This is a genomic window from Chryseobacterium glaciei, assembly GCF_001648155.1.
Classification (GTDB): Bacteria; Bacteroidota; Bacteroidia; order Flavobacteriales; family Weeksellaceae; genus Chryseobacterium; species Chryseobacterium glaciei.
The window spans coordinates 1561361-1586410 of record NZ_CP015199.1 but is presented as its reverse complement, the minus strand read 5'-3'; the positions used below and the strand labels follow the sequence as shown (position 1 = coordinate 1586410).

27 protein-coding genes are annotated in these 25050 nt (G+C 37.3%); 8 read left to right on the top strand and 19 right to left on the bottom strand.

Features of this window, described 5'->3' with window-relative positions:
* The first annotated feature begins 108 nt into the window (after window positions 1–108).
* The 3 genes from A0O34_RS07135 to A0O34_RS07125 are packed head-to-tail and all read left to right on the top strand — an operon-like array spanning window position 109 to window position 6114.
* Entirely contained in the window at window positions 109–3459 is a 3351-nt protein-coding gene (locus A0O34_RS07135) for a SusC/RagA family TonB-linked outer membrane protein (protein ID WP_066753059.1), read from the top strand.
* Between the two features lie 2 nt (window positions 3460–3461).
* The gene (locus A0O34_RS07130; RefSeq protein ID WP_066753057.1) at window positions 3462–4835 is read left to right on the top strand and encodes a RagB/SusD family nutrient uptake outer membrane protein; all 1374 of its coding nucleotides are present in this window, start codon (window positions 3462–3464) and stop codon (window positions 4833–4835) included.
* Window positions 4836–4845: 10 nt separating this feature from the next.
* Window positions 4846–6114, top strand: a complete 1269-nt coding sequence (locus A0O34_RS07125) for a TlpA family protein disulfide reductase (protein ID WP_066753054.1) — start codon at window positions 4846–4848, stop codon at window positions 6112–6114.
* A 43-nt stretch (window positions 6115–6157) separates the two neighbouring features.
* Here A0O34_RS07125 and A0O34_RS07120 read toward each other — a convergent pair whose 3' ends face one another.
* The 3 genes from A0O34_RS07120 to A0O34_RS07110 all read right to left on the bottom strand — a co-directional run bounded on the left by A0O34_RS07120 (window position 6158) and on the right by A0O34_RS07110 (window position 7335).
* Window positions 6158–6442, bottom strand: coding sequence for a hypothetical protein (locus tag A0O34_RS07120; protein WP_066753052.1), 285 nt, complete (start codon window positions 6440–6442; stop codon window positions 6158–6160).
* Between the two features lie 146 nt (window positions 6443–6588).
* Complete coding sequence (locus A0O34_RS07115; protein ID WP_066753049.1) at window positions 6589–7035, bottom strand: MauE/DoxX family redox-associated membrane protein; 447 nt, start codon at window positions 7033–7035, stop codon at window positions 6589–6591.
* A 57-nt stretch (window positions 7036–7092) separates the two neighbouring features.
* Window positions 7093–7335, bottom strand: a complete 243-nt coding sequence (locus A0O34_RS07110; protein WP_157885968.1) for a hypothetical protein — start codon at window positions 7333–7335, stop codon at window positions 7093–7095.
* 252 nt (window positions 7336–7587) lie between these two features.
* Here A0O34_RS07110 and A0O34_RS07100 point away from each other — a divergent pair, with 252 nt between their 5' ends.
* Window positions 7588–9315 (top strand): helix-turn-helix domain-containing protein, encoded by a 1728-nt coding sequence (locus A0O34_RS07100; protein WP_082891115.1) that lies wholly within the window; start codon window positions 7588–7590, stop codon window positions 9313–9315.
* 14 nt (window positions 9316–9329) lie between these two features.
* On the opposite strand, the gene A0O34_RS07095 is transcribed toward A0O34_RS07100, so the two are convergent.
* Together A0O34_RS07095 and A0O34_RS07090 are read right to left on the bottom strand one after the other, a co-directional pair.
* Complete coding sequence (locus A0O34_RS07095) at window positions 9330–10103, bottom strand: DUF2971 domain-containing protein (RefSeq protein ID WP_157885967.1); 774 nt, start codon at window positions 10101–10103, stop codon at window positions 9330–9332.
* Window positions 10104–10236: 133 nt separating this feature from the next.
* On the bottom strand, window positions 10237–10422 hold the full coding sequence (locus tag A0O34_RS07090) for a hypothetical protein (protein ID WP_066753035.1): 186 nt from the start codon (window positions 10420–10422) through the stop codon (window positions 10237–10239).
* Between the two features lie 426 nt (window positions 10423–10848).
* Between A0O34_RS07090 and A0O34_RS07085 the strand changes: the two genes are divergently transcribed.
* A complete protein-coding gene (locus A0O34_RS07085; RefSeq protein WP_066753032.1) occupies window positions 10849–11637 on the top strand; it encodes a hypothetical protein in 789 nt (262 codons plus the stop codon).
* A 357-nt stretch (window positions 11638–11994) separates the two neighbouring features.
* On the opposite strand, the gene A0O34_RS07080 is transcribed toward A0O34_RS07085, so the two are convergent.
* Genes A0O34_RS07080 through A0O34_RS07025 form a run of 12 tightly spaced genes read right to left on the bottom strand, consistent with a single transcriptional unit; the run spans window position 11995 to window position 18483 of the window.
* Entirely contained in the window at window positions 11995–12798 is an 804-nt protein-coding gene (locus A0O34_RS07080; RefSeq protein WP_066753029.1) for a PRTRC system ThiF family protein, read from the bottom strand.
* Window positions 12795–13520: a PRTRC system protein B gene (locus A0O34_RS07075; protein WP_066753026.1), complete on the bottom strand. Its 726-nt coding sequence runs from the start codon at window positions 13518–13520 to the stop codon at window positions 12795–12797. Before A0O34_RS07075 ends, A0O34_RS07080 begins: the two co-directional genes overlap by 4 nt.
* Window positions 13513–14709: a hypothetical protein gene (locus tag A0O34_RS07070; protein WP_066753023.1), complete on the bottom strand. Its 1197-nt coding sequence runs from the start codon at window positions 14707–14709 to the stop codon at window positions 13513–13515. The genes A0O34_RS07075 and A0O34_RS07070 overlap by 8 nt, the downstream gene beginning before the upstream one ends.
* Before the next feature lie 18 nt (window positions 14710–14727).
* Complete coding sequence (locus A0O34_RS07065; protein WP_066753019.1) at window positions 14728–14946, bottom strand: PRTRC system protein C; 219 nt, start codon at window positions 14944–14946, stop codon at window positions 14728–14730.
* Between the two features lie 27 nt (window positions 14947–14973).
* Window positions 14974–15495: a PRTRC system protein E gene (locus A0O34_RS07060; RefSeq protein ID WP_066759555.1), complete on the bottom strand. Its 522-nt coding sequence runs from the start codon at window positions 15493–15495 to the stop codon at window positions 14974–14976.
* The gene (locus A0O34_RS07055; RefSeq protein ID WP_157885966.1) at window positions 15482–15847 is read right to left on the bottom strand and encodes a hypothetical protein; all 366 of its coding nucleotides are present in this window, start codon (window positions 15845–15847) and stop codon (window positions 15482–15484) included. Before A0O34_RS07055 ends, A0O34_RS07060 begins: the two co-directional genes overlap by 14 nt.
* Entirely contained in the window at window positions 15831–16064 is a 234-nt protein-coding gene (locus A0O34_RS07050) for a hypothetical protein (RefSeq protein ID WP_066753013.1), read from the bottom strand. Before A0O34_RS07050 ends, A0O34_RS07055 begins: the two co-directional genes overlap by 17 nt.
* Complete coding sequence (locus A0O34_RS07045) at window positions 16061–16246, bottom strand: 3-isopropylmalate dehydratase (protein WP_066753010.1); 186 nt, start codon at window positions 16244–16246, stop codon at window positions 16061–16063. Before A0O34_RS07045 ends, A0O34_RS07050 begins: the two co-directional genes overlap by 4 nt.
* A gap of 10 nt (window positions 16247–16256) precedes the next feature.
* Window positions 16257–16658: a hypothetical protein gene (locus tag A0O34_RS07040; protein ID WP_066753003.1), complete on the bottom strand. Its 402-nt coding sequence runs from the start codon at window positions 16656–16658 to the stop codon at window positions 16257–16259.
* A 16-nt stretch (window positions 16659–16674) separates the two neighbouring features.
* Window positions 16675–16923 carry a hypothetical protein gene (locus A0O34_RS07035; RefSeq protein WP_066753000.1) on the bottom strand — a complete coding sequence of 83 codons (249 nt, stop codon included), beginning with the start codon at window positions 16921–16923 and terminating at the stop codon, window positions 16675–16677.
* 48 nt (window positions 16924–16971) lie between these two features.
* On the bottom strand, window positions 16972–18045 hold the full coding sequence (locus tag A0O34_RS07030; RefSeq protein WP_066752997.1) for a DUF932 domain-containing protein: 1074 nt from the start codon (window positions 18043–18045) through the stop codon (window positions 16972–16974).
* A 45-nt stretch (window positions 18046–18090) separates the two neighbouring features.
* The gene (locus A0O34_RS07025) at window positions 18091–18483 is read right to left on the bottom strand and encodes a single-stranded DNA-binding protein (protein WP_066752995.1); all 393 of its coding nucleotides are present in this window, start codon (window positions 18481–18483) and stop codon (window positions 18091–18093) included.
* 601 nt (window positions 18484–19084) lie between these two features.
* Between A0O34_RS07025 and A0O34_RS07020 the strand changes: the two genes are divergently transcribed.
* Both A0O34_RS07020 and A0O34_RS07015 read left to right on the top strand, forming a co-directional pair.
* Window positions 19085–19459: a hypothetical protein gene (locus A0O34_RS07020; RefSeq protein WP_066752993.1), complete on the top strand. Its 375-nt coding sequence runs from the start codon at window positions 19085–19087 to the stop codon at window positions 19457–19459.
* A gap of 163 nt (window positions 19460–19622) precedes the next feature.
* Complete coding sequence (locus tag A0O34_RS07015) at window positions 19623–22784, top strand: SIR2 family protein (RefSeq protein WP_066752989.1); 3162 nt, start codon at window positions 19623–19625, stop codon at window positions 22782–22784.
* A gap of 251 nt (window positions 22785–23035) precedes the next feature.
* Here A0O34_RS07015 and A0O34_RS07010 read toward each other — a convergent pair whose 3' ends face one another.
* Together A0O34_RS07010 and A0O34_RS07005 are read right to left on the bottom strand one after the other, a co-directional pair.
* The gene (locus A0O34_RS07010) at window positions 23036–23851 is read right to left on the bottom strand and encodes a PIN domain-containing protein (protein WP_066752986.1); all 816 of its coding nucleotides are present in this window, start codon (window positions 23849–23851) and stop codon (window positions 23036–23038) included.
* Window positions 23848–24180: a YegP family protein gene (locus A0O34_RS07005; RefSeq protein ID WP_066752984.1), complete on the bottom strand. Its 333-nt coding sequence runs from the start codon at window positions 24178–24180 to the stop codon at window positions 23848–23850. Before A0O34_RS07005 ends, A0O34_RS07010 begins: the two co-directional genes overlap by 4 nt.
* A 304-nt stretch (window positions 24181–24484) precedes the next feature.
* Between A0O34_RS07005 and A0O34_RS07000 the strand changes: the two genes are divergently transcribed.
* On the top strand, window positions 24485–24751 hold the full coding sequence (locus A0O34_RS07000; protein WP_066752981.1) for a helix-turn-helix domain-containing protein: 267 nt from the start codon (window positions 24485–24487) through the stop codon (window positions 24749–24751).
* Window positions 24752–25050: the final 299 nt, after the last annotated feature.

Below are 25050 nucleotides of genomic sequence, written 5' to 3'. Positions count from 1 at the left end.
CAAGTGGGTTTTGTGAACAATCGGCACTAACCAATTTTATCAACTAACTGCAAGGCATCTTACACGCTCTCAAATGGGATAACCTTGCCGTAAAACCAAAACAAACTTATGATTTTTTCAGCAAACTGGTGCTATCCAAAACGGTATAGTGCAACGGTTTTCTGGTCTTTTCTTAAAAAGACCATTCAAAAAATATTATTAAATACCACCGTCATGAGGTTACATTTAATTATATTTCTGATGTTCCTAACTGCCCTTGTTGCAACAGCGGCAGGCGTAAAGGCACAAAATGTAACCCTGGAAGCAAAGGCAACCCCGTTGTATCAGATTTTTAAACAGGTAGAAAAGCAAACCGGTTATCGATTTTGGTATAGCGGCAAAATGTTGGGTAAAAATACACCCATTACTACAAGCATTACTAATTTACCACTCAAAGCGGCATTAGATAAAATCTTTACCGACATTCCCTTTATCTACGAAATTGTGGAGGAAACCATTGTGGTGAAGGAAAAATCTGCTACTCCAGAAAAAACTAAAGAAAAACAGAACAAACAAACCATTAGCGGAATTGTCATCGATGAAAATGGCGAGCCCTTGGTCGGAGCCAGTGTTACCATTAAAGGAACCGGTCAAACCACAATGACCAATAGCGAAGGGAAATACACCTTTTTACACGTTGCAGACGATGCAGTTCTAATTGTAACCTATGTCGGTTACACCTCTCAGCAAGTTAATTTAAAAAATGCGACAAAGATCACTCTTCAAAGAAGTGACTCAAAATTGGATGATGTGCAGGTTATTGCTTACGGCACGACCACAAAACGTCTCAATACAGGTTCAGTTGTTTCGGTTTCCGCAAAAGATATCGAACGCCAACCTGTTTCAAATCCATTAGCTACTTTAATAGGCCGTGTTCCAGGACTTGTCGTGACGCAACAGTCAGGTGTTCCTGGCTCGTCATTTAATATTCAAATTCGGGGCCGGAATTCAATAGCACAAGGCTCGCAACCATTGATTTTAATAGATGGTATACCATTTGCCGCGGGCAATGAAAACATAGGGTTGATTTCTTCGGCAATTACTGTAGGAAACCAGAATAGTGGTGTTAGCCCATTTAACAGTATTAGTCCATCCGATATCGAAAGTATAGAAGTGTTAAAAGATGCCGATGCAACAGCTATTTATGGTAGCAGAGGCGCAAACGGTGTAATATTAGTAACTACCAAAAAGGGTAAGGCTGGTAAAACACAAATTACAGCTAATGTCAACAAAGGTTTTACGAAGGTTGGAACTAAATTGGATTTGCTGAACACAGAGCAATACTTAGAAATGCGTCGTGAGGCCTTTAAAAATGCTGGAACGGCACCAACTAATACAACAGCTCCAGATTTATTGGTTTGGGATACAAATCGTTACATGGATTATCAAAAAGAATTTTTGGGAGGTACAGGAAAAACTACTAATGCCAACCTTTCTCTTTCTGGAGGAAATGCGACCACCCAATTTTTATTAAGTGGGACTTATTATAATGAAACAAGTATTTTTCCGGGGAAATTACCAAACAAACGTGGAAGCGCATTGATTAATATCAGCCATCGATCGGCAGATGAGCGCCTCAATATTAATTTCTCGGGTAATTTTACTTCAAGCATAAATCAAGCGCCAAGTAGTGATTTGAGTAGATACGCTTACTTACCACCTAACACTCCTGCATTTTTTGACGATAATGGAAATCTTAAGTGGACCGAAGGAGGCATAAGTTATGATAATCCATATGCATTTATGAAGGAAGAATATTCTATGCGAACTAGTAATTTGTCAAGTAGTATAAACGTTTCCTATAAGATTGTAAATGGTCTCTCCGCCAAAGCATTGCTAGGTTATAACCAGCAGTTTACAAATGAACAATTGCTTTCGCCTGCTGAAGCCAAACGACCCACAGCATTAATTTTAGGACCGACTGCCATTTTCGGGCGGAATCAATACGGTTCTTGGAACGTAGAACCACAAATTGAATACGTTGCAAAAATTTGGAAGGGTAAGCTGACGGCATTAATTGGAACTACTTTTCATGTAAAAGATAATAACACCTTATCTGTATCAGGCTCTGGTTATAGTAGTAACGCATTGCTTGAAGCTTTTGATGCAGCTACAATTATAGATGCCAGTAGTATAAAATCGAAGTATAAATACAACGCAATATTCGGAAGGATCAATTATAATATCGGGGATAAATATTTATTAAATCTAACTGCTCGTCGTGATGGCAGCAGTCGTTTTGGGCCAGGCAAACAATTTTCTAATTTTGGGGCTATAGGTACGGCGTGGATATTTTCTAGCGAACGATGGATGCGAAATTTTCCAATTTTGAGTTTTGGGAAATTGCGTACAAGTTATGGTGTCACAGGTAACGATCAAATAGGAGATTATCAATTTGTTGAAACATGGTCTCCCCCGTTTACTACTTATCAAGGCTCATCAGCACTTATCCCTAACAACCTTTTCAATGCAGGATATGCTTGGGAAAGAAATAATAAACTGGAAGCCGCTTTAGACTTGGGCTTTTTTAAAGAGCGTTTTTTAATTTCAGTTAACTACTTTCAGAACCGTAGTGGCAACCAGTTGGTGAACTATCGACTACCTTATATTACTGGTTTCGGTAGTATTCTTGCCAATTTTCCTGCAAAGGTGCAAAACAAAGGGTGGGAATTGATGGTCTCTGGAAGTCCGATACAAGCGGGTAAATTTAAGTGGGAAAGTAGTTTCAATATTACTCTGCCCAGTAACAAATTACTTGAATTTCCTGGAATTGAAAGTTCCTCGTACAGTACTTATAAAGTGGGTCAATCATTAGATATTTTGAATAAATATGTGTCATTAGGAGTAGATCCACAAACTGGTCTTATCAAATTGCTTGATGCAAATGCGAGCAATACCATCACAACTGCAGATTTTAATGTAATTAATAAAACTGATCCAAAATTTTATGGAGGTTGGCAAAATACGTTTTCTTATTTTGGATTTGAACTTCAATGTTTCTTTGATTTTAAAAAGCAATTTGGGAAAAATGAGATGTGGTGGTTCTATAATCTCTCCACACCCCCTGGAACAATTACTAATCAGCCTGATTTAGTACTTCGTCGCTGGAAAAATCCAGGTGATGTTACTGATATTCCCAAATTTATGCCTACTGGAACAGGAACAGCTGTCAATAACGTTTTAGCCTCAAGTTATACATATGCTGATCAGTCATTCATTAGGCTTAGGAATCTTTCATTTGCCTATAATTTACCTAACATATTTCTTTCAAAGATTAAAGTTAAAACGGCAAGGGTTTACGTCTTAGGCCAAAACCTGATGACCTTTAATAGGTTAAAAGGATTTGATCCAGAAACACAAAATCCATTTGTTTTACCAGCGCTTACAAGTTACACTGTAGGTCTACAAATTACATACTGATTATGAAAATCAATATTTACATATCACTTGCAATAGTCTTGTTATCTTTTTTGAGCTGTAAGAAATTTATAGAGGTAGACCCTCCCTCAAATAAAGTTGTGTCGGAAACAGTGTTCACTACCGATGCTACTGCCACTGCAGCTATAAACGGCATGTTTTCTACATTTGCAAACGGATCAAGTTCGGATTTTCCATCAGGAGGATCTACGATTTATTTGGGGATGTATTCCGACGAATTGAAAACTACTCTAACTACCGCATCCGTAATAGAATTTCAGGACAGCAAATTATCCACGACCAATTCAGTTGTGAACCTAAATTTTTGGCGGAAGGCTTATAATTTGATTAATATAGCAAACAGCTGTATTAGCGGACTCGAAAAGTCACAAATCACACCACAACTTCGAGCTCAATTATTAGGCGAGGCATATTTCGTGCGTTCATTTTGCTATTGGAATTTGGTTACCCTTTTTGGTGATGTACCTCTAGTAACAAATGTAGGTGACTACAACAATGTGGCGCAAATGCCTCGTACCCCATCAGATGTTGTAATTGCCAGAGTGCTAGCAGATCTATCGGAATCAAAAAGCCGTTTGAAGGCAGCTTATCCATCAGCAGGAAGATTCCGTCCAAATTATTTTACCGTTTTGGCAATGCTTTCTAGGGTACATACTTATTTAGGTAATTGGAACGATGCATTAGTTTCAAGTAATGATGTAATCGGCAGTCCAATGTATCAAATGGAAGCAGACCTCAATAAGGTCTTCCTAATTGGAAGTACAGAAGCAGTTTGGCAAGCCATTAGTGATGTAGAAGGTAATAATTCTACTGAAGGTGCTGTCTTAGTACCTAATACACCGGTTACAACTATTCCACAATATGTGCTTCAGCAATCCCTGATAGATAGCTTTGAAACTTTAGACAAAAGGAAAACAAGTTGGATGAACAATAAAAGGGTAGCAGGAAATATCTATACTTATCCTTATAAATACAAAGTGAGATTTAATGTTGAAAAGACGGAATGTCAAATGATGTTGCGATTGGCAGAGGTATACTTAAATCGTGCTGAAGCAAAGGCACATTTGAACGATCCAACTGCTCTAGATGATTTGAATAAGGTTCATAACCGTGCTGGTCTTGTGAGCTTAGCGGGACTTTCAGGACAATCATTGATTGATGCAATTTTAAAAGAGAGACGGTTTGAGTTTTTCGCAGAAAGCGGGTTGAGGTGGCATGACCTAAAACGAACTGGCCAGCTTAATGCTGTTATTGGAGCCCTCAAACCTAGTTGGAGTACTAATGCTAAATTATTCCCTATACCAGAAGCTGAAATTTTGGTAGCACCTAATCTTATACAAAACCCAGGATATAACTAACTCATTAAAGATGAAAACTAAATATATTTACATTTTGATTTTGTTTGCCAATTTTAGCTTATCAACTTTAGCACAAGAAATCAAGCCTTTGAAAATTGGAGACACTATTCCAAGTATCGCTCTTAAAGAAATGCTCTTTTATACCAAACCAAGTGCCAACTTACGTGATTTTGTAGGGAAAAAAGCGATCATTATTGATTTTTTTGAAACATATTGCGCACCTTGTCTTGCGGCAATACCACACTTAGATACTACACAGCGTCGCTACGAAAAGGATCTTCAGGTGATTATGGCTACAGGTCAAGATCGCAAAATTATTACTGACTTGTTTCAGGCGGAGCGCTTTAAGCAGCATAAAATGCCAATTGTTATCAATACCAGACGTATTCTTTATAAATATTTCCCTTTCAATATCATACCTTTTCAGGCTTGGATAGATAAGAATGGGGTTGTTAAAGCTATGGTTTCTGGAAGTCAATTTATGAAAGATAAATATTTAAAAGATCTAATTTCTGGAGAAAGATTAAATTTACCAACAGCTAGCAACGTACCAGCTTCAGAAGCGATCCCTACAGACCCTCTTGTGTACAATAATTTTAATCCCAAGATCTTTTTAAATTATTCATATGTCAGCAAGTATGACGATCAAATAAAAAGTGGTCGAATACAAGCGAGCAAGGATGAATTAACAGGACTATTTAGGATTAAACTGCAAAATATGGGTTTTGTTGATCACTTTTGGACGGCTCATTTTGGATTGGACGATAGCGTAAAGTACAATCGTTCTGTAACTGTCGTACGCGATGATACTAAGCCATTTGCCTCTAAACCAGATGTGATAAACCATGCAAATTCGTTCTGTTATGACGGTTATGCGTTCAATAGAGATGTAGCTTTGAAGGTAATGCGGAATACCCTAGATGCAGCATTTGCAGTAAAAAGTTACAGTGAAAGAAGGTCTGTTAAGTGTTTAGTTATTAAAGAACTTGGTGAACATAAATCTTATCAGTTAAAAACAGATAAACGTAACGGTCTTTATAAAGAAAAAGGATATTATATCCTTGATAATTCTTCATTTCGTGCATTGGAGGTCTATCTAAATGTGGCAAGTGATGATTATCTTGTGCTCAATGAAGTGCCATACAAGGGAAAGGTAAATTTTAAGTTTAGATGGTTGCCTAATGATATAGAGCAAATGAACGAAGATCTAAAGCATTATGATTTGCAAATGGTTGAGGAAGAGAGGATGGAAACAGTTTTAGTATTAAAAGACAATTAAGATTTTAAAATGGCTCCAATTTTTAACATTGGAGCCACTTTTGTTAATTTTGCTCTCCTAAGATTGAACCAGTTTGAGGGCCAGAAGGATTTCCTGCTCCATCAATTGCATCATATCCTTTTGCACATAATACTTCTTCAGTGCCGCACTGTGCTTGAATTTCCTCTGGTGTAAGATTTAATCGATTACCGTTTAAATCGAACCAGTAATTTGAGACAGTAGTGTTTGATTTTACTGTTGATTTCTCTGGCGCAGGAGCCATAGCAACTGCTGCCGTTAGACCTGCTGCTACAGCTAACAGTCCTAACATACTTGTTAATTTTTTCATGATAAAAAATGTTATTTAGTTTGCCTACTCTGTTTATGGGTTTTCGGCTTCGCCCAATTAATAATTCCAAAATTTTATCATTATCTGTATTTTTTTAATTGAAAAGATTCTATAGTAGATCGTCTTGGGCATCGCCCTATCTAGTTTTAATTCATCAGTAAATTTGTGTGATCATTTTTAGGATCTTTTTTGTTTAGATATATTCCGGCGCAGCTTGTTAACAGGTAACTTATATTAAAAACTAAGTGCTGTTTCCAGGTCATTGCCGATAGTACACCACCACAGGTACAGGTTGCTTTTGTAGGATCAATAAATATCACATAGAACACATAAACTGTGAACACAAGCATCAATCCCGCTGAGAGCCAAAGTCCATAAGTTCGGACTGGTTTTAGTAATAGTAGAAGGGCTGCCAATAGTTCACTACCTGGAAGAAAGTAGTATAAGATATCCTGGTATCCTACAGTAGTTGGGTTCCAACTTAACTGTCTGTAAAAAGCCTGGTGGTTTCCCCACTTACTCATTGCAGTATAGACCCATAACAGCACTAATAGAGCAACAATAATTTCTAAAATGACGTTTCTTGTTTTCATGGTTATTAGTTTTCAATAGATTTTTGTTGATCAGTTCTGTTCTTCGCAGCCCAACTATTATTTTCCTTTTCTCCATTGGTCACGGTCCTTCGGTGGTGGATCAGTGTCAATTGTTCCCTCTATTGGATTTTCAAGGCGAACATTAACCTCGGTGCTATCACTATTCTTATAGGTTTCAGTGCTTAAAGCTTCCTTGTCCTGGATTTTTAAATCCATCTCTTGTTCTTCATCCTGTTGTCTACAGGAATGCATCGTTATCATTCCCGCTATGATTAAAATTGATGAGATAATCGTTTTCATGGTTAAATTAGTTTTGAGATTATCCCGGCCGGATTATTCGAATTCTGAGATCGAAGGTATAGCAGTTTTCGTGGCTGGAAAACTGTTGTTGGGGCTAATTAATGCATTGGTGCGCACTAATGCATTAATTAGTGCATGTTTAAATGATTGATTTATAATTTTTTAAGTGTTTTTGTGGTAGCTTTTTGTAAATGAGGGTTCCCTCATTCCCAATTGCGTGAATTTTCATAATTTTGTAGGGAAAACTTCACCATGTTTCTGACCATCAGATATCGTCATTATATTTTTATCTTGCTGATATTTCTAAATAGGCCTCTTTTTGCACAGAAAGAGAGGTATAGTGATTACTATCTGATCAAAAGACAATATGAAAATCTTCCTGAAAATGATTCCACAGCATTACCTTTAGTAAAGGAGTATATTGACAAAGCAAAAACCGAAAAAAGTTATTCAAAACTTGTAGAGGGATATAAAGATGGAATACTGTATTCAGCCTGCCGTAATGATAAACTAAATTTTTCCGACAGTGCTATATGGGCAGCTAAGCTGGCAAAGGATGATAACCTGATCGGCAGAGCTTATCTGACAAAAGGTACCGTTTACTATTTTAATTTTAAAAAATATAAACTCGCTTTAGATGAATTTCTGATCGCTTATGAATACTCCAAAAAAAATGATGATCCGTATTATAAGAATAAGGTCGCTTACCTTCTTGGTGTTGTTAAAAGTTACATTGGACACTATGATGAAGCGCTTGTTCTATTGAAACAGACCAATACCTTCTTTCGGACTGAGTCAGGAAAGGTTATGCATCCCAATCTGCGGTATGGAAATATCCGTGGATATTACAACAGTCTCCACCAGATGGCGGTTTGTTACCGGAACTTAGGTCGCCCTAAATCAACAGATTCCCTTACAAATATTGGACTTTCCCTCACGATCGGGGATAAGGATTTTAGACAGGAATACGGTTATTTTCTGAAAGAAAAGGGGATTCATCAATTTAGCGCGGGAGATTACCGAAATTCCATAAACTCCTTAAAAAACGCCATAGCTTCCATGGCCAGTGTCAATGATTTTGCCTGGGTAACGGTCTGCTATTCCTATATTGGAAAATCATATATGGAGATGGGTGATATGAATAATGCAATGGGGTATTTTCAAAAAGTAGATTCAGTTTTTCAAAAGCACGACTTTATTTTGCCTGAATTACGAAAAAACTATGAGTTGTTGATCGATCACTATAAACGGAAAGGGGAGTACAAAAAAGAGCTGTATTATACCAAAGAACTTTTGAAAGCCGATCGGGTTATCGGGCGTGATTTTGTATATCTGTCTTCCAAAATTCATCGGGAATATGATACCAATGCCTTGCTAGAGGGCAAGTCGCGATTGGAAAAGAGGATTGCGGCAGGCATCTGGATCATCTGGGTTTTGGCAAGCCTTGCTGTTATTCTTGGGATAATCATGTTTTTTAGGCTTAGGACAGAAAAGAAGATCAGCGAAAAGTACAAGCTTTTAGAGCAGAAGATCCTTACGGGTAGAAATCTAGATGGCAAAGATGAAAGGACAAAAGCAGATCATAAACTTGATATTGAGAGAAAAAAAGTGGATGAACTTTTACACAGACTAAAGGACTTTGAGGAAAAGTTGGCCTTCCTTGAAAGTGGGTTGACCCTGCATAAGTTAGCAGCTAAGTTTGGCACAAACTACAGGTATCTTTCGCATGTGGTGAACGAATACAGAGGCATAAATTTTAATAAGTATCTCACTGAGCTGCGTATTGGTTACATTACTGATAAACTGTATAATGACAAAAAATATCTGCATTATAAAATTGAAATACTGGCGGAGGAGTGCGGAATCGCTTCAAGGAACAATTTTTCGGAATTATTTCGGGATATCAATGGCATTCGTCCTACAGATTTTATAAAGAAGAGGCTGGAGGATATTGCTGAGGCTGAGAACGCAAGTGAGTAATACAGCATAATAGGTTATTCCCAAAAAGCCCTCATATATCCTGAGCCCTCTTTATGTTCCCTAAAGCTCACTTCGTAAGTATTACCCATCGTTATACCATAGTACACTTTAATATCAGTATCCCGGCAAACCTCCAGGATTCTATTTACTATATCACTTTGAGCTCTTGAACCAATGTAGATGGCCTTGATATATTTTCGGTCAATTGGTAAAAAATCAGTATTGTTAGTACTTCGCAAAATCACGCGATGCTCTTTTTCATATTTCCATTCGGATTGTTTATTGAACATTATCTTTTCGGCCATAATATTGAGTTTATCTAAGCCTTTTACTGTTGGCGGTTTATCAGAATAGCTTACAGCTCCGGATCTTAAGAACCCTTCTTGTTTTTTGAAAAATTCAAACAGTCCGGCATGATACTGTATACAAATGCCTTCATGGTTAGCTGTATAATGCGACCACATCAGGTTATTTGTATTGCCTTGGGTGAAAGAACATAAGGTAATTGACTGTGCGATACCATTTCTTATTTCCTGTTCTGCATACCAACTGTAGCCATCGTGTGTTATTGCATGCTTCTGCCAAGATAAAAAATCTTTCTCTGTGCCGGATGGATGTCTTTTGAAATACTCTTCTCGGTGTCCATGGTCGGTAGGATCAATATCCAAATTGAATTTTAATTCGTATGGATCATTTAAATTGAATGCGGAAGAAAACTTGATGCTTGCCAGAGAGCCCAAAAGGTTGTCTATAAGATGTATACTTGGTACTGAGTAAAATTTGAACACGTTGTATTTTTTTGGAGATTAATTTATTTTTATGTGTTTAAAACTACAGTTCCAATGTATGTTTTATAAGTTGATAGATTGGCAAGAGGGTGTACAATAAATCTATTATCACCCTCTTATGTTATTTAATATTCTATTCAGTAAAGATCTTTCCTAAAACATCATTGCGGATTTCTTCTAAAATATCAGCGGATTGCTTTGTTCTATCTATTTTATTTTGTTCATAAAGTTCATCCAATTGTTGAATCAGTGAATAAAGACCGTCAGCTAACGCCCTGGCTTGGCGTTCTGTTAATGTGATGTTGATTTCCTTTTCCATATGTCCCGAAGATGAAAACTATATTTTATATTTAATTACGGTTTTCCGTATTTTCTGATATTGTTTTTTTTGAATGATGTTATAAAGTCTTTTTCTTTTCTCAAATTATATTTTGCCCAGCATCCAGGCTGGTATAGGTTTATTTGGTATATTAAGGCTAACTGTTTTGGCCTTTCATCAAAGATATAATTTTATGCGAAGTCAAGCTCCACAGGGTTGGAGTTTAAGTACTCAGAGGTGAAGGCTGAGAGAAAGCAAATAGGGTAGATCCAAATTGAAAACCATTCATTGATCTTAGGTATTTTTAATTCTGATATTTTAATATGGAACTGTTGTTACATCATTTTTTTATTGTTCTAGTTATAAATACAAGGTCGATCTTGTAAATTAGGATTAAAAAATTTATTTAACGCTTAATTACGGAACATGATGATAGAACAATACAGGGCTGAAGTACGCAAATTTTATGAAACCCAACGTGAACTGGGAAGGCTATCGATAAATTTAACCCACCCCACCGTCGCTCGTCTTAGAAATGAATGCTTAATGCTTTTCAATGATGGATGTAATAAATCGGATCTTCGCATACTTACCTCATTTCTTGGACGTCCAAATAACGGGGAGTTACATGAATCAGCCATTAGAAGATGCGATCCCGATAAGTTCAAGGCACTCTACAATTTTCTAAAAAAGGATATCAAGACCAGCGAGAAAAATTTTGAACTGCTGGCCTGGTTGATTGACTTTCAACCCCGACAGTATGCAAAATACCTCTTTGAAGAAAAAAAGAAACGCGGCATCGTCCAAGAGCCTACCATTACTAAAGAAAACCCTTTGCTTTCTGAAGTTTTTTTTAACGAGAAGCAATTTAGAAAAGATTCAATCTTATGTGATAAACCGACCGATGTTCCCATGAGTGGGATTGTTCCCGGAAGAATTACCTACCGTGGCGGCAGGAGGAGGGAACTTCAGAAAATCACGGTCTTATCAGGAAGAGATTTTGATGTACTGAGTAAGCAGAGTGTTGCGCCTGCGCAGAATATTGCAGTCGGCACTAAACTCAAAGAACTCACTAGACAGGAGGAAAAACTTGAGAAATTCTTGCCAAAATCTGAAGAAGTACAGACTCAGATAACTTTAGAATATCCTTCAGGGGTTAAACTCTCGGTATCGACATGTGATCTCGCTTTCATTTCCAAACTGATAAGATTATAATGCACGTCGATTGCTAAGTGGGAAAGTGAATATCAAAATTAATGATTGTACTGTATTCATACGGTTGCGATAACGTACTTTAATTTCAATAAATTAATTCAACCAATAACAGAAAAACCAGAAGAGGTGATAGCGTAGCGAATAAATAGATAACTGGTAATTCATCATAGATAAGATAAATGTGATATCGGGATATAAGAAATATCCCCGGAATGAACCGCAACTGTATTCGGTCATATTCAGGTGCAAAGTGGGGAATATGACCGAATGGTGTTGCACCGATTTTCCGCGCAAAGACGTCCACGAACAGCGTGAGTGCTTGTCTTTGCGCCGCCCGATATTTTCGGGCTTGAATTTTTAGATTTTTAAAGGTTGTGAACGAAAATCCTTTAGATTAAGAAAAAACCCTCTGTTTTCGGTCATTCCATTGCGGAACAAGTTCCATAAAAGAGAACAACCCATTTGAGCGAGGGAAGAATTGATATATAAATCCTGTTTTTCCAATGCTTCCGCTAAAGAACAGCTTGGCGTATCGTCCTCTATTTCGGACTGTTTTAGCAGGTCGCCAAATTCTTCGGTAACAAAGGGAAGATCGGCTACCGTATCATATTTATCCGAATTGGGTTGCCGTATGTATTCAATGGTAGAGAGGATAACCTGCCCCGAATATTGATTATTTCCAAAATCCAACCAATACTTGGGTGTATTTCTATAAGCTTGCCTGTTATTTAAATTTTTCAATATTTCAGCCAATTCAAATCGAGCCTTTACGCTGTCAACACAGGATATGTAAATGTTTGCCAGTGAATTTTCGGGAAATTTTCCTAGTTCATTCCTTTGAAATTTCACGGTTTCCGCTTTCCAGTTCGTTCCGAAGAAACGATTGGTTCGGTTGATTAGCGTGGTGGATTTATATAATTCCAATTCACATTCTGCAAACAATTGTCTGCCCAAATTGGCTTCTGTAACCAAATCATCATCCCATAATCTTACAGACAATCCTGCGTGACCAAGCTGGATTAAGGCGTGGTTCATTCTTGATAATGCAGTGAGTACCTGTGAGCCTGTGCCACCTGCACCAATAAGATTTACTTCAATGGGGTTGGTGGGATTGATTAGATAATCGTCCGTAAAGTGGACTTTTGTTTTTTCGGTATTCATCGTAGTAAGGTTTCAATTTTTGTTCTGTTTGTTATCAATACTTCTTTTGGAAAAGGCTCATTTGTTTTAACGAGCCTTTTCCAAAGGCTGACACAATTTCCCTTGATGGGATTGTGGCTTTGCACCAAATGGCTGAAATAAGAGTTAAAAAAATAGTTTTCCCATGCGGTTATAAACTCTTCCAATGAAGCCGATTTTTTGATGTCGACATTAACAGTCCCCATACAAACATTGCCATGTTCGTAGATATTCAAGAAAGGGGCGTGGTATAGAGGAGTGCCGTTTTTGGGTCTTTGATTGGTTTTAAGCGCATAGATGGCTAATCCGTGTTTGGTCGCAAACCAGAGTAATGGCGGGATATTGGCTTTACCATTGGGAATTCCTAATTTTTCTATAAAATATAATTGGCGTTCCTGCGCTTTGGTAAACCATAGCACATTACCATTCTCGGAGGGCTTAATTTGCAGTACATTGGTTGGTAATATTCCTTTGGGTTGCAGGAATGCCTGATTTTCTTTGTTTTCGGTCTTTAATGATTTTGCCAACTGATTGGCTTCTCTCACCGTTAGGGGATGGGCATTAACAGGAGTGCCATTTTTATCCATATCGAAATGCTCTACATATACATGTTTGTTCACTCCATCTGTTTCATAGAACACCAATGCCGATTTCGGGTGGTATAATGCTCCAAAATTCTCAGTAATGTCTGTTAGATTATTCATTGTTTTTGATTTTATAATTGTTCAACAGGTAAATTAGATTATCCAATAATGTAAAAAGGCGGATTTCAAAATCAAGGGTATTATCGGTTATGGGTCTTCCGTCAAAGCATTTGCTTATGGCGGGTTCCTGTATTTCTCCGTATTCGTTAAATTCATTGTTGACGGTGTCATAAAGATTATCGGAGAGCGAACCTTTACTGTCTGCGTAAAAAGAGATGTATTTATCCATTGTAAGCCTGTTTTCATCATCTTCGTATCCATTCTCGTCTTCCTCTTCGGGGTCAGTAGCCGAACGTTGTGCATTTCTGAAAATACCTGCACTAGGATATTCTTGATAGAGCTGATACGCTTCAACAGCCATTTTTAGGCATTCACCCTCAAATTCATCTTTGGGGATTATAGTATTTATTCTCTGTTCAAACCTTTGCAAATTGATAGGATTGAATAATTTTTGTTCCATTGCATCACCAATCGATTTTGCCTGTTGGAGTTCCAATTTGTAATGATCGGTATCGTCATTTTCTTCGTCTTCTTCCACCCAATCTGTGAGCATTTCATATTGCCAATACAGGTAACTGTTTTCCTGTCTATAATACGGGATATCAGCTATATGGTACAGGTAGCTAAAAACCGATAAAATTAGGTTGGCTATTTTTTTTCTGCTCTTATCTTTAAGCATTGTATAGAGTGGTACAACAGGAATATAATAGAGTGTTGAGCCTGTCTTATATCGTTCCTCGCTGATAAAATAGGTTTTTTTTTTATCCTGTACCAATCGGACAGCATCCCAATGAATGACTTTGTTTTTGAGTTTCTGCTCAATGTCTGATAAGGCAAACGCCATATTGTAAGGATATTCAAAATCATTTGTAGGTCTAGGTTCGACGTCGTAATGCTTTGCCATTTGAGAAAGGGACTTGTAAAAATCCATTTCCATTTTTAGGATAATTCTCTGACAGGGTGGTACAGTTTCTGTTTCTTTCAGCCTTGGCAGGAATGTTGTTCTCAGAAAACCATTGGAAGCTGGCTGATGGGAACAGACCTTAGTTTGTCCTTTTGGATTTCGCCAGAATCTTTTGTCCTTTTCATCTGGTGGGCGAACTCGGTCAACTGTCGGTGAAGTTGTTTTTGCCGTTTTTCTTCGGGTATTTTTAGTTTCCCCAATAGGATATGTTTGTGCATAGCTCATTGCTTTGTGGTTTTAGTTTTAGCCTTTTGTCCCCATTACGCTTTCAAAATGATATTCTACGGTATCATCTTTTATTTTTGGGTTGGATATTTTGGAAGTTGTTAAGATGGGGTAGGTATTAGCGTAAAAATTCAATACCGCATCTGCGCTCCATTTCGGTTCGGGGTCGGTCAGTTTAATTTCCTGTCCTTTGTCTTTGAGTATAAATACTCTCTCGAGGTGTGTTGCTAGTAACATGATGGTTGATTTAAATTAAATTTTGTTTTATTCACCGAATAGGCTAGGGGCAAGAAATTTTTCAAGTTCTGACATTCGTTTGCGGATAGCTTCTGCTTGGTCAGGAAAATCTGTAATTTTTGGAAGTGCCGTCCATGATTCCTTATATTTCTTTTCTTTTTCGAGGTCTGTTGATTTTGACATGGCTTCCTGAAATTTTTTATCCTTTCCCTCTTTTTCCTTTTTCTCTTTATCGGCTTTTTCGTTTTCCATTGCAGAGTGTTTTTTAGCTTCCTCTAACTGCTTCATATAGGATTCCATGTTGACCATTAGACCCGATGCCCTCTCTAGTGGTGAGGTAATGGTTCCAAAAAAATCCTCGTCCAGTTCCTCCGCTGTTCCTCTAAGGGTACAGGGTACAATGAGGTTTTTTGCGTTGTCGTCACAATGCTCATTATTGAGCAGTACCGATACTATCCAATTGCTTTCTGAGCCCTGTTTTATGGTGATATTTAGGTCACCTTTAATGTCCATTTGGGCTATCTGTCTGAAAAAATTAGTTGTTTCCATAGTTGCATTTTTTTTCAATTATTAATTCTGTAATAGTTTCTTCGTCAAAGTCCATTTCACGGAGACTTTTTTCGTAGTCTGCCATTGCTTTTTGGAATTCGCGTTGCCATTCTTCTCCTACAAGGGCGAGCTTGTTGGCTGTGCCATTTTTATGGGCTTTTTCAATGGATTTTAGCAGGTTACCCGTGTAGCGTTTTTGCTTGCTGAACCTTCTTTGGGTAAGTGCCTTAATGAAATATTGGCTCATTACGTCTAAAAAAATTAGCGCCCGTATAGTATCGTTTTTTCGTAGGGCTTCCACGTACCTGTTATAAAGCCAATCTGCGAAATCATTATTATTTTCGTGAGCCATCATCTTGATTTTTTAATAGTGGTCTGTTGCCAATGCGTTTATAGTTTAGCTTGTAGCCATTGCTTTGAATAATGCCCTCCAAAAGATTTCTAGCCTTACAGGCATCCGCGTCATCATTTTTGGTCATGTTCAAATAGTGCAGTCTTTCAAAGTCTTTGACCATTTTTGAAATGATGGATATTGCCCTATATTCTGTTTTGTCTGCTAAATTGCTCATGCCCGTATTTTTGATTTTAGCGTTACTAACTTTTCGTATAAATCTTTCCAATATTCCTGTTGCTCTTTATCACTTGGGATGGGTGGGACATGGTGTAAATCTTTAAAGTTCTTTGCCTGTTTAATGGCTTCTTTAAGGTCTGTGATCTCGATTTCGAAGCCGTTCAAATCTGTTATTTTCATGCCTGTTGATTTAATTTGTGGTTGTTTGAATCAGCTTTGCTTCACTGAAAAGGAAATGTATTCCCTGTTTGAGCTTGTGATTACACTCTGCTTTTGTAGCATATTCTATAAGGCAGTGAATGGTGAATAGCGCATTGTAACCATCAAATAACTGGTCGGCAAACCATCGGTGGTTTTTGTGCAGTCTGCTACCGCATTTTTGTATAGCCTTTTCGACATTCCGCACAAGACTGTACCAAAAATCAGCGGTTATTAAAGTTCCTTTCCAAATACTTTTGTTATGGTCTTCACTTTTCATGAAACCCTGTATTTCCTGTTCAATAAATCGGGTTATGTTGGGCAATTCTTCGGGCAATAAGTCGGCAAGGAATTTTCCTTTTTCTACGTTGTTCATTCTCTCTAGAGCTTTCATTTTCTTGTTTTTTAGATTAGAGGTAGCGTTTAAGTTTTTCAGAATCACAGCGATTTATAGGGTCTAAGGGTTTCCAATGTTGAGCCATTTTACACAGAATAGCATGATATATAATCTTGGCTGTCCTGTAACTATCTTCTTCCTCATTTTCGTAATCCAAAGCACCGCTTTCAATAGCTTTATTGAATAATAGCACGATTTCGGAATTTGGCAAATTAATGGTCAAAAGTCCTAGAAACTGTTCTTTCAATTGTTCAGTGGTCATAAAGATTATTTTTAAAAGGCTACCACCAAAGCGGTAGCCCATTGTTACTTAATTAAGGTTGAATATTTCTGCGCCATCCACTTTAAAAGCTGTACACAGTTCAAATGCTTTTTGTGCTTTTCCCTGCGCTGTACCGCCCATTACAATGGATTGTACCTTTGCTTCGCTGTCCTTGTAACTGCGTACATTCTGATAGTAGCCTGTCACGGCATTGTAGGCTCCAAACAAAGTTCCTTTTGTGGTTTCCATTTGCTGTGTATCGGACAGCATAGCGTAGGCGAAGGCATCTTCTACGGTGTTTTTGAAAACCGTGGAGATTTCGTCTTCATTACCGTTTTGCAGGTGTTGCAGGGTTTCCTTATTCGGGCAGAGTGCCAACTGGATCAGTTTTTTTACCTCTCTGTCATTAACCTTTACTTTCGCCCATTGGTTAAAAATTCCCTCTAACTCGATGCTCATTTTCTTGGCGAGCCCCATTACTTTATGGGCATCTTCCAGACGTTGTTTAGCCCCTGCGGTGTGTTTGATGCGCACAACATTCGACATACTGCGCAGGGAAGCGTTAAGGGTATTCTGACAGACGATTCTGATAGGGGTAAATGCGGCTGTGATGCTTCCGCTACCATCATGGGAGGTGGTCAGGAAGATATATTTCTCGGTCACGTCATCGCCATTGCCAACGCGGATATAGTCGGGTAGTTTGGCGGTTATAAAAATACGTTCCCCATTGCCCAATGCTCCTGCTGTCTCGTAGAGAATCCCGTCACCACCGCCTACAATGGCATCAAAGAAAGAAAAGGCTTCCCTGTTCTGCACGATGTGATAATCTTTGCCCACCACACCCAATGCGGTATTGTTGTCGGTGCGCAGAGTTGCAAAATTATTTGGTAGCAAGATGTTGGAAGATTCCTTGATTTCTCCGTTGTTGTCTATGGACATTGTACCGCCTTTGGTAAACAAAGGTGCTTTAATGACTTCATAGTCAAGCCCTGCGTGTTTGATGGCTTCTTCACTTGTGGGATAATTTTCTACAATCTGCCCTAATCCGTGCCATGCTTTCTGTTGCACAGAAAAAAATGAATATTTACCTGTTTGGTCGTTGAAATTTAAATTGTGTGCCATGATGTAATATTTTAAATGATTATTGTTGAATTGATTTAGTGCGCGTTAGAACGGCAGGTCATCATCCTCACCCTTGTTTGTAGCCTTGCTGTCTTTTGCCTTTGGGGAAGCATCGGCAGGTTTTGAATCCCTGCCACCTCCATAGAATTTTATATTTGAGGTATGGAAATTGAGCCCTGCGTGTGCTTCGCCATCCTTTCCTAGCCACGACCTTACCGATACCCTGCCTGAAAGCTCCACCAATGTACCTTTGGAAAGGAATTTTGCAACTTTGGCACTTAGCCAGTATGCGCAGTCGAAGTAAGTCGTTTGCTCTACGCGTTCGCCCTGTTTGTTTTTGTAGCTGTCGTTTGTAGCCACTGAAAAGTTAACTACCTGTTTGTCATTAGACACTGTGCGTACCTGTGCATCCTGTGTCAGTCTTCCGATAATGTTCATGATTTCTGTATTTTGGTTTTTTGAATTTCGAGTTGATTTTTTTTCTGATTTATTCGGTAATGAGAGGAGGTGCTGTTTCGTTTCACTCTGTTACCATTTCCAATGTTTGTATTTTTCATTTCTGACATTTTTTTTATTCGTCTAAAGAGCCGGAGTATGCTTTGTTTCGTTTCACGAGCAAGAAAGGTTAGTGTTTAGGAGGTGCAAGTTTTTGGGAAATAAATACGACCCGCATGGGTGGAGATTTTTTGCCAAATCCTTTAGGAGTCAACTTTCACCTGCGTTAAGAACACGGAAATACCTTTGCTCTTGAAATGGAACAAAAACAGCATACCCGTTCTTTCTATTAAAAAAAATAAAGGGGAAGCAATGAAAATGAACATTAAGGAAATGGTCAAAAATGTGGTCAGAAAGAGTGCATCATTTTAGTACTGAATTCGTTGTGTATATTTTCTCTTTTTTTCTTTTTTACATCAACGAATGAAGCTTCAAAACATTCCATTGAAAGATTAATGTATTACGGAAACCCGTAAAAACCAGCATAGGTTTCGCAATCTTTTTTGCATAAATTAGCTGTCAACCAAAAACATAAACTGTAATTATGAAAATTAAAATCACGAAAATTATTGATCACGGACATAATGACGAAAGGATAGTTTTAGACATTACTGAGGATACAGACATCGGGGAGTATCTGGTTATGGATACTACATATACCGTACAAGGGCAAGTCTCAAATAAAGTTCGCCACCCTTACTGGTTCCCAGATAAAAAAGTTAAAAAGAATGACCATATAGTGCTGTACACAAAAAAGGGAAATGAAAGTAGTACAGTAAATCCAAATGGCTCTACGTCATATTTTTTTTACTGGGGTTTAAATAGTAATGTGTGGAACAACGATGGTGATTGCGCCCTGCTATTGCATGTTGATCAATGGATACATCATCGGGTGACTATAAAAAATAAGGAAAAATGATAATGGGACATTTTATAACACACTATTTGAAAACAGCTGTTTTAGATAAATTTCATATGGTAGTGCTGGTTTTTATTTTTTGTAAATTGCAATAGTTCGCTCTACCAAGATATATGATGCAAATACGCAATAATGGATATTTTAAAAAAATACAATAAAATTAATGACAGAAAGTTTAACGCTCGATTATGATGCATTTTTAAGGTCTATCAAAAGGAATGCTGATGTTCCCCATTCATTTTTATTAGGGGCGGGAGCCTCAATAAGCTCCGGCATCCAATCGGCCTATGATTGTATATGGGAGTGGAAAAAAGATATTTACATTTCAAAAAACATAAATGCAGCGGATTTTTATAAGAACCACAGAAATGAAGCTGTTAGAAAAAGTATTCAAACCTGGTTAGATAATCAAGGCGGTTACCCTGTGATCGATGCTGCCGAAGAATATTCATTTTATGCTGAAAAGGCGTATCCAATTGCTGAAGACAGGAGAAAATATTTCTTAAGCCTAATTGATTATAAGGAGCCCTATGTAGGATATAAACTCTTATGTTTATTGGGGGAACAAGGAATTGTAAAAGCTGTTTGGACGACAAATTTTGATGGATTAACAGTGAGAGCAGCGCATCAAAATAATCTTGTTCCAATCGAAATAACCCTAGATAATTCTGACCGTATAGTGAGAAATCAAAGTACAAAAGAACTTTTATGTATAGCGCTACATGGTGATTACAAGTATTCTACGTTGAAGAATACGGATAAAGAGCTTGACAGTCAGAATGATCTCTTTCAAGAGCAATTGGCTAATTATCACGCGGATAAAAACCTAATAGTAATCGGTTACAGTGGGAGGGATGTTTCTTTGATGTCTACACTAAAAAATGCTTTTTCCAAACGTGGTTCCGGTAGGCTATACTGGTGCGGTTATGGCGAAAAAATAAACGATGAAGTAAATGAACTTATTACTACTATCAGGAGAGAGGGGAGAGAAGCCTATTACATTTCAACGGATGGTTTCGATAAGACGCTAATCCATTTGACAAAGACCATTTTTGAAGACAACCAAGATTTAACGGAAAAGGTACAAAAGGCTTTAGAGACAGCTGATGAGGTAGAGAGTGTGAGAACAGAATTCAGTCTGAACACCCAAAAAGCCGATAAATATATCAAAAGCAATCTGCATCCGGTAATTTTTCCAAAAGAAGTGTTTCAATTTGAAGTAGATTATAAGGAAAATAAACCTTGGGACTTATTAAAAACGTTAACTAAAGATAAAGACATATCCGCGGTACCATTTAAAAGTAAGGTATATGCACTGGGAACTTTAAGTGCAATCAGTTCTGTTTTTAAACCATATCTCAAATCTGAAATAAAAAGGGAGCCAATCTCACGTTTTGACATTGAGAATGTCGGGAATTTCAGGGCTTTGATGCTAAATGCTATTTTAAAGCAGTTTTGTAACACGCGAAATGTCGATTCAAATTTTAAAGATAAATTATGGATTAAGGACGTTCTGAGACAAAACGGGGAAATAGCTGTTCACAAGGCTATCTACTTGTCCCTTCAATTTGATAGAAACTCCCAGTTTGGCTATCTAGCAATACTTCCCACTGTGCATCTTGTCTCTGAAACGGAAGTCACCAGATTACAAAAACAAAGTATTAGCAAAAGCTTATTGGAAAAACTGTACAATAACAAATACGATGAGGAACTTGGGCTATGGAATAATGTTCTTTTTGGTACCGTAAAAAAGCTAAAGTTTGAATATCCGCCATCTTCGGGAACGGGATTTGAGTTTCAAATTTCATCCGGTACTGCTTTTGGTGAGATCACTGTTGTCGACAATAATTATCGTGCTTATGAACCAGGCAATTATGATAAAAAGCAAACACAGTTTAAGGGTATCCAGTTTTTGGAACCCCAACTGATTTTTAAAAATCTTTCAACTGACGCCGACTTTAGGGACTACCATCCTATGAGAGGGCTGGTTAAAAATCGTCCTTATGATGTAAATCTTAACGGGTTAATTCATTCAAACGAAGTTAATCTCAGCGTTGTCTGTGGTCAAAAATACTCAGATAGATTATTTGTATTCCTTTCCCAATTGCAAACAAAACACAGTACAGAAAATATTAATCCAGATTATTTAATAGATTACCCTGGTTTCTCTTCTATTTTCAACATCCCGATAAATGTGCCACATTTTGAAAATAAGGAGAGTTGGCTGGATATTGATTTCATCGCCGATAATTCAAAGCAAACACATGAAAATGCAATAAAACTTGCAAGGTTAATAACCGATAAAATCGAAAGAATTTCTTCAACACATAATCCGGGCACTGTTGTCGTTTTTATTCCTTTTGAATGGCAACCATTCGAAACATTTATCAATGAAGAAGAAAGCTTCGATCTTCATGATTATATTAAAGCCTTCTCTGCTTCTAGGGGTATTTCAACACAATTAATTAGAGAGGATACGCTGGATGATAACCTAAAATGCCAAATTTACTGGTGGTTATCACTGTCATTTTATGTGAAATCTTTGCGTACACCTTGGATTCTGAATAATCAAGAAAGAAAGACGGCTTATGCAGGGATAGGATATAGTATTTCAAAAAATAAAGGGCGGTCGGAAATTGTTATTGGCTGCAGCCATATCTATGATTCGAATGGGCAAGGCCTTAAATATAGGCTTTCAAAAATTGATGATTACACATTAGACAGGAAAAATAACCCTTATCTCTCTTATAAAGATGCCTTCCAATTTGGCGTTTCAATACGCGAGCTATTTTATCAATCAATGGATACACTGCCAGAAAGAGTTGTTATTCATAAAAGAACTAGATTTACTGAAGACGAAATTAATGGAATAAAAAGCAGTCTTAGCAAAGCAGGGATTAAAAAAATAGATTTAATTGAAATCAACTATGAAACAGACGCAAGATTTGTAGCAATGAATGTCTACAATAGCTCTCTTCAAGTCGATAAATTTCCTATTTCAAGAGGTACATGTATTGTAACAAATAAATATACTGCACTTTTGTGGACCCATGGAATCGTACCATCGGTTCGACAACCAAATTTTAAATTTTATTTAGGAGGGAGAAGCATCCCTTCACCAATAAAGATTACAAAGCATTATGGGGAATCTAATATTGATGTTATTGCATCTGAAATCTTAGGTTTAACGAAAATGAATTGGAATTCGCTCGATCTGTATTCAAAACTTCCTTCAACAATTGATTCGTCTAATCAGATAGCCAGAATCGGAAAACTATTATCACGGTTTGAAGGAAACACCTATGACTACCGGCTTTTTATATAAGATCGAAAACAATAGATTCTGATCTACTACTGATTTAAAAATAGACTTACCTGATAACTTAAGGTTGGTAAGAAATTCGGTTGGCATGTCGGAGAAATGAAAGGCAGACAAGAGGCTATTAATTATATTAAAGAATTGAATGAGTTTCTAGGTAAATGGATTGCAGAAGAAAAGGTAAGAAAAAAGTTGGAAAATTAGTGAATGGGTATTTCAGAAGAAACGCCCATTCTTTGTTTTCATATGAAAGGAAGTCATGCGCCAGCCTCACTTGGTTCATCCTTTGATGGATGCTTCCAGAATTCATTATAAGCTTTTAATTCACCGAGCATTTTCTGTTCAACCTCTTCTAGTTCTGCAGTCATAGCTATACCTATTTCTTTTAAGGCTTCTGTAATGCTGTTGGTAAGCTTTGTAATTAAACAGCCGGTATTGAGATGAAAATCTCTTTTTAGGAAAGAAAAGTTTGTCGTATAAGTATTATCCCTTCCGATAAGAATAATGTTTTCTTTAACATTTGTGAGAACAATTTCCCAGTTAATTTCATCACCAATAGAAAACCCTGAAGAGGTAGGTGGATTTCCAACAAGTTTCCTTTTTTGAGCTTTTTGGATAATTTCATCCGTAGTATTTAATATAGCATTATTTTTCCTGCATTCGCTGACCATATCTGCAAAAAAAGCGTAAACCGGATCTTTCTCTGGGGATTCAAGAATAGTGTCAATTGCTGCAATCACATCATTACGACGTTTTCGATAATCTTTCTGAGCCGACACCAATGCTGCGAACTCTGGCAAATTTTGTAAATATGCGCTAGAAATATTTTCAAGATCCGATTCTGATTCAAAGCTTTTCTTCAAGGCTTTTATCACGACCTCCCTGTTACGTTCAAATTCCATGACGATCTGGTCCGTAAGAACGATTTTGTCAAAATGCTTCGAAAGCTCGCTAAGTAATTGAATTGAATCTTTATTACTACGGTAAAAATCTAAATAGATATTGGTGTCAATCAACAGCTTTACGTTAACGACGGGAATAGCATGTGCTTCTATAGTTAATGGTTCACTCATGAGGTAAAATCGTCTATTGAAGCAGTACGAGAATTTACTTTCACAGATTCTATCCCATTATCCCTTGCAGAAGAACTTTCATACATCTCACTTGTACCAATTATTTCCCCATTAATTGCTTTTAAATTAAAATAGTACTTGCTGTTGCTAGAGGTTTTTCTTTCAAAACGTTCATCCATTTGCGAATTCTGCTTTACTGCATTTATACCATTCAAGCATGAAGATTTCATATTATAGCCCTCACTTACCAAAATAGTCTGACCATTTGAAGCTTTAAGATTAAACTGATACTCACCATTGAATCTCTTAGAGATCACAAATCTTCCCATTTTCTATATTTTGAAGTTTGTGTCAAATTTAAAACATGTTAGGTTAATTTAGGCAGTTTTATTAGAGAAACTTTGAGTCCTCTGTATAGGCTAGAGTCAGTAGTAAAATAAATTGATGTTAATGCGGTAAGCTAATGAATGCTTTAAAGCCATTGAAAGCCATCTGATGTCACTCAATACCAGTTAGCAGGAATTGGAAACTTTGTGAGATATATTTGCGAGTAGCAGTTGCCGGAGATAGGGTAAATGTTAGGGAATTACAGTAATCATTAAGGTTTGTACCTTAAATAAATACTTACTACACATGGAAATAGCAATTATAACGCGTGAAGATCTGCTGAAATTTAAAAAGGAGATTGTCCAGGAGATCAGGGAAGTTATCGAAGGGAAGATGAAATCGGATGTCGATCGGGAATGGCTTAAGAGTAGTGAAGTACGTAAAATATTGAAAGTGTCACCGGGAACCTTACAAAATTTGAGGATCAACGGTACACTGCCTTACAGAAAAATTGGCGGGAGCATGTATTACCGTCTTGAAGACCTTAAAAAACTGATGAACGGAGATAAATAGAACATTTATATGGATAGTTTGGATTCTTTTTTCGCGAAACTAATAAGATGCATAGGTGATGATGAAAAGTTATCATCTTATCATGTTGCGTTGCTGATGGCGTTGTTATACTATCAAAATAGTGATAAACCATCGGATTTTTTTTACACCAGCCGTAAGAAGCTCATGCATTTTTCGCGGATAGGTAACATTGTTAGTTACCATAAGTTTCTTTCTGAACTGGTAAAGTATGGATATATTGAATATATTCCATCATGGCATCCTGTTAATGGAAGCCGATTTAGGTTTATTATAGTTAC